At 67.1% G+C, this 255-nt stretch carries 1 pseudogene; it reads right to left on the reverse strand.

The features are described from left to right. Window positions 1–25: 25 nt before the first annotated feature. A pseudogene (locus MRBLMC3_RS22145) lies at window positions 26–255 on the reverse strand (hypothetical protein); the annotation flags it as partial.

The following is a 255-nucleotide window of genomic DNA, read 5'->3' on the forward strand; positions in this document are numbered from 1 at the left end:
TGTTTGGGAGTCAGCATGCGCGCGCTCAGGCAGGTGCGCGGTGGTTGGGATACAGCTGCGGGCGAAGCGCGGGCCTGGCCATGCCGTATTTGGGCGCATAGTCGGTCGTCGCGCCGAGTTCCTCGGCAGCGTGCCATGCCCAGCGAGGGTCGTAGAGCGCGTCGCGGCCGATCATCACGAAATCGGCCTTGCCGGAGGCGATGATCTCTTCAGCCTGCTGGGCGCTGCCACCGATGAGGCCGACCGACATGGTCG

The sequence above is a fragment of the Sphingobium sp. LMC3-1-1.1 genome (assembly GCF_040676285.1).
Taxonomy (GTDB): domain Bacteria; phylum Pseudomonadota; class Alphaproteobacteria; order Sphingomonadales; family Sphingomonadaceae; genus Sphingobium.